The organism is Lacticaseibacillus salsurae (assembly GCF_045862175.1).
Taxonomy (GTDB): domain Bacteria; phylum Bacillota; class Bacilli; order Lactobacillales; family Lactobacillaceae; genus Lacticaseibacillus; species Lacticaseibacillus salsurae.
On the sequence record NZ_BAAFZI010000102.1, the window covers coordinates 1 to 3,681 of the forward strand.

Annotated in this window: 4 protein-coding genes; 3 read left to right on the forward strand and 1 reads right to left on the reverse strand. The window is 50.4% G+C overall.

Annotation, left to right across the window (positions count from 1 at the left end; all coding sequences use genetic code 11):
- The 3 genes from ACKTSG_RS13800 to ACKTSG_RS13810 form a co-directional block, all read left to right on the forward strand.
- On the forward strand, window positions 1–490 hold a 490-nt coding region (locus ACKTSG_RS13800), incomplete at its 5' end, for a transposase (protein WP_407893424.1).
- Between the two features lie 278 nt (window positions 491–768).
- Window positions 769–1,749, forward strand: a complete 981-nt coding sequence (locus ACKTSG_RS13805; RefSeq protein WP_407895572.1) for a FecCD family ABC transporter permease — start codon at window positions 769–771, stop codon at window positions 1,747–1,749.
- Window positions 1,750–1,869: 120 nt separating this feature from the next.
- A complete protein-coding gene (locus tag ACKTSG_RS13810) occupies window positions 1,870–3,144 on the forward strand; it encodes an RNA-guided endonuclease InsQ/TnpB family protein (protein ID WP_407895573.1) in 1,275 nt (424 codons plus the stop codon).
- Between the two features lie 284 nt (window positions 3,145–3,428).
- On the opposite strand, the gene ACKTSG_RS13815 is transcribed toward ACKTSG_RS13810, so the two are convergent.
- The coding region (locus ACKTSG_RS13815) for a transposase (RefSeq protein ID WP_407891817.1) at window positions 3,429–3,681 on the reverse strand (253 nt) is incomplete at its 5' end.

The window sequence follows — 3,681 nt, forward strand, 5'->3', positions numbered from 1 at the left end:
CAAATGCGTCTACCACGAATTCAAGTATCAGGCCGCGTCATGGGGTAAAGCTCGCCGTGTTATCGTATGTTCTACTCATACGGCAGATGAGCTAGTTCCCTGGAACCACGCATTCGTAGTGACCAGCCTGGCCTCCGAGGCTCCAGAGACTTTGTTCAAGACCTATAGACAGCGGGGCAATGCTGAGAACCAAATTAAGGAGCTGAAATGCGGGTTTGGCTTTGACAAAACAGACAGCTCAACTTTTGCACGGAACACTGCACGAGCCTTGATCACCGGTATTGCCTATAACCTGGTTCAGCTCTTTAAACAGCTCTTTGTCTCGGAAGACCGTCGTTCAACCATCTCCTCGCTACGGTTCAGTCTCTTTCACATCGCCGGTAGGATTACTTGGCACGCCCGTCGTGTGGTGATTCATCTTGCTTCTAACTATGTTTACAAGAACTGGTTTAGTCGGCTCATGGACGAAGTCCATCAGTTGGCGACCTGAACTGAATAACTGAATAGGTCGTGCGTCGAGCCGAAAACTGGGTCGGTCTGTTCGTGGTGCATCGATCACCAACTTCTCCGCTCAGTCAGTATTCGCAACGATCCAAACGTTGCTTTCAGACCGGCCAGATGCGATTTCATGTCCCCAATACCGAGGTGAATAATCCAGGTGGCCAAAACGTTGAACGCACCCAACGAACTGCCGCTATCGGCATTAAGTGCGATTTGTGGCGGCGTATTTTTAATGGCGATGTTGCGCCAACCGAATGAGGTGCACGCATGAAAAATTTTTGGCGGTATCTCATCGTTGGCGCCTTGGCGCTGGTTTCAGCGCTGGCGTGTTTGATGTTTGGCGACATTCACTTAAGCTTTAGCCAAGTGCTGGCGGCATTAGGCGGCCAAGGCGATCGCATCGCGACTTTGGTGGTGTGGCAAATGCGCCTACCTTATGTGGTCGCGGCGTTGATCTGCGGCAGTGCCTTGGCAACCAGCGGTTTGTTGTTGCAACAGCTCACGCAAAATCCGTTAGTCGATTCATCGATTTTAGGGGTGAATGCCGGCGCCAGCCTTGGGGCAGTGCTTTTGATCGCATTTTCGGCACGGTTTAAAGGCCTATCAGTGCAAACTTGGTTGCCGCTGGCCGCAATCTTAGGTGCCTGTTGTGCCTTGATGTTGGTGCAACAAGTCGGCGCCCATCACGACCGCTTGCGCTTGTTATTGCGCGGGGTGGCGCTGACGGCTTTACTTAATGGCGTGATCTTACTGTTGCAACTGAATATGAACAGTTTTGATTTTGAGCGCGTGTTGACTTGGCTGACTGGTAGCTTTTGGAATGTGGATTGGCAGTTTCTGATCGGCTATGGGGTCGTGACGATCATCTTGTTAGGTATCGTGTGGTGGCACCGCGCGGCATTTAACATGTTGAATCTTGGCGATGACATGGCCCAAGCTGCCGGCGTTAATATTCGCTTCACCAAGTTGATCCTCATGGCGCTGGCCATTGGCTTAGCCGCCATTGCGGTGGCAGTCGGTGGCGCGATCGCCTTGATCGGCTTGATGAGTCCCAACATCGCCAAGCGCTTAGTCGGCAGCCAATTTACCACGCGGCTGATCATGACCATCGCGGTGGGTTGGACGTTGATGCTAGCCAGCAATGCCGTGGCCAACAATTTATTTTTGCCGGCGACGCTGCCAGTGGGCTTAGTGGTGGCGGTGATCACCATGCCTTATTTTCTCATGTTGCTATTTCAATATAGTTGAAGCAAGAATCCCCCGATTTTAATCGGGGGAGGAATGCAAGTTGGCGGGCACCCCTCAAGTGTAATTTGACATGCGAACGTACGTTTGATATACTGTCGTTACTATGACGGAGGTGTCAGGATGTCTAAGCCCAAGACCGTGACCATGGCGAAACTCCCGTATCACTTCGGCGTGCGCATTAGAGTTTACCCATCTACTGAACAAAAGCGCTTAATCAAACGTAACAGCGATGCTAGTCGTTTTATTTATAACGAGCTGGTCGCGATGAATCGTGAACTTTACGCATTGCGACAAGTGCACTGCCCAATTACGCTTGTTTTGCAGCGAATTGACACCCTGCTTGAAAGATTGAAGCGTCCTGTTGCCGGTATCGCTAATATCCACGGCTGGCTCAACCATCCAGATTTTGATTCAGACATGAAAGCCAATGCAGTGAAGAATTATCGCGCGGCTTGGAATCTCTTTCGACAAGTGCCTGCAGTTAGTGTTCCTCAGTTTCATAAGCGCCGGGTCGAACAGTCTTATCAAGTTTCGAACCACTATCTTGTTAAGCACGGGCGACCAACGATGACCAATGGTTCGGTGCGTTTGCTGGATCAAAAGCATCTTACGCTGGGCAAGATCGGACGATTGCGTTTTGTCGGAATGCCTAATTGGCTCTTTGCGCGTACAAATAATGTTCGTATTGGCACGACCACGGTATCGATGGACGCTTGCGGGGATTATTATGTGTCGTTTCAGTTAGGTTCTGATCAACCATTCGTGAAGCCTGCCAAGCAGACGGGCTCGCAGATTGGCATCGACTTGAACTTGGAGAATTTCTTGACGGACTCCAATGGTGATATCGTGGCTAATCCGCGTTATTATCGCCGAATCATGGGCAAGCTGGCATCATCGCAGCGGACGCTTGCTCGTCGCGCCAGGCGAGCGAAACAAGAACATCGCCCATTGCACCAAGCCAAACATTACCAGCAACAACGCTTGATTGTTGCCAAGCAACAGCGCAAAGCGGCGAATCAGCGCAAGAATTTTCTACACATTGTCAGCACCACACTGGTCAAGAACCACGACTTGGTGGTCGCTGAAGAATTGCGGAGTAAGAACTTGCGGAAGAACCATGCCTTAGCGTTAAGCATCAGCGATGTTGGTTGGGGTGAATTCTTGGATATGATGATGTATAAAGCATCCCTATACGGCAAGCAATTTGTGACGATCGATCCAAAAAATACCACTCAGACTTGTCACGGTTGTGGCTTTATCATGGGTACAAATGGCACTGATAAGCTGACGTTAGCCCAATGCCAGTGGAATTGTCCGCGATGTGGCCAACATCACATTCGCGATCATAACGCAGCACAGAACATTCTTGCGCGTGGAATCGCCACGCTAGCGTAATCGCTTAGTTCCTGTGACCTTGCAGTGTCCATGGGACTAAGGCGAAGTACGCCAAGTCCCTATGGCAACCTGGGGACGATAAAGCCACAGGAATTAGTCTGAGAAGCTAACATATCCTGGATTATTCACCTCGGTATTTGGGACATGAAATCGCATCTGGCCGGTCTGAAAGCAACGTTTGGAGCGTTGCGAATACTGACTGAGCGGAGAAGTTGGTGATCGATGCACCACGAACAGACCGACCCAGTTTTCGGCTCGACGCACGACCTATTCAGTTATTCAGTTCAGGTCGCCAACTGATGGACTTCGTCCATGAGCCGACTAAACCAGTTCTTGTAAACATAGTTAGAAGCAAGATGAATCACCACACGACGGGCGTGCCAAGTAATCCTACCGGCGATGTGAAAGAGACTGAACCGTAGCGAGGAGATGGTTGAACGACGGTCTTCCGAGACAAAGAGCTGTTTAAAGAGCTGAACCAGGTTATAGGCAATACCGGTGATCAAGGCTCGTGCAGTGTTCCGTGCAAAAGTTGAG

Coding starts and splice junctions, on each gene's coding strand:
- ACKTSG_RS13810 (WP_407895573.1), top strand. CDS start 1,870: ATGTCTAAGCCCAAGACCGTGACCATGGCGAAACTCCCGTATCACTTC.
- ACKTSG_RS13805 (WP_407895572.1), top strand. CDS start 769: ATGAAAAATTTTTGGCGGTATCTCATCGTTGGCGCCTTGGCGCTGGTT.